1 protein-coding gene is annotated in these 646 nt (G+C 48.0%); it reads left to right on the top strand.

Translation table 11 applies throughout. From position 1 onward, the window contains the following. Nucleotides 1-646: sugar porter family MFS transporter (locus tag ACFOY6_RS24260; RefSeq protein WP_379652477.1), on the top strand; the 646-nt coding region annotated here is incomplete at both ends.

Raw genomic sequence — 646 nt, 5'->3', positions numbered from 1 at the left:
GAAGAAATACGTGACAGCCTGAAGGTGAAACAAAGTGGCTGGTCGCTGTTCCGTGAAAACAGCAATTTCCGCCGGGCCGTATTTCTGGGTGTGCTACTACAAGTAATGCAACAGTTCACCGGGATGAACGTCATCATGTATTACGCGCCCAAAATTTTCGAAATAGCCGGTTTTACCACTACTACACAACAGATGTGGGGAACGGTTATCGTCGGCCTCACCAATGTACTGGCAACCTTTATTGCAATTGGACTGGTTGACCGTTGGGGGCGTAAACCAACGCTGATCCTTGGGTTCCTTGTGATGGCAGTTGGTATGGGTATTCTCGGCACCATGCTGCATGTGGGTATTCACTCCAGCAATGCACAATACTTCGCCGTGGCCATGCTACTGATGTTTATTGTGGGTTTTGCAATGAGTGCCGGCCCGTTAATTTGGGTGCTGTGTTCCGAAATTCAGCCCCTGAAAGGACGAGATTTCGGCATAACCTGCTCAACGGCAACCAACTGGATTGCCAATATGATTGTCGGTGCGACATTCCTGACTATGCTCAACAGTTTGGGTAATGCAAGTACCTTCTGGATTTATGCTGGCCTGAATGTGTTCTTTATCATTCTGACATTAATTCTGGTACCGGAAACCAAGC

Source organism: Teichococcus aestuarii, assembly GCF_042651065.1.
In the GTDB taxonomy this organism is placed as follows: domain Bacteria; phylum Pseudomonadota; class Alphaproteobacteria; order Acetobacterales; family Acetobacteraceae; genus Pseudoroseomonas; species Pseudoroseomonas aestuarii.
The sequence above is the reverse complement of the archived record's forward strand: the minus strand, read 5'-3'. Positions and strand labels throughout refer to the sequence as shown.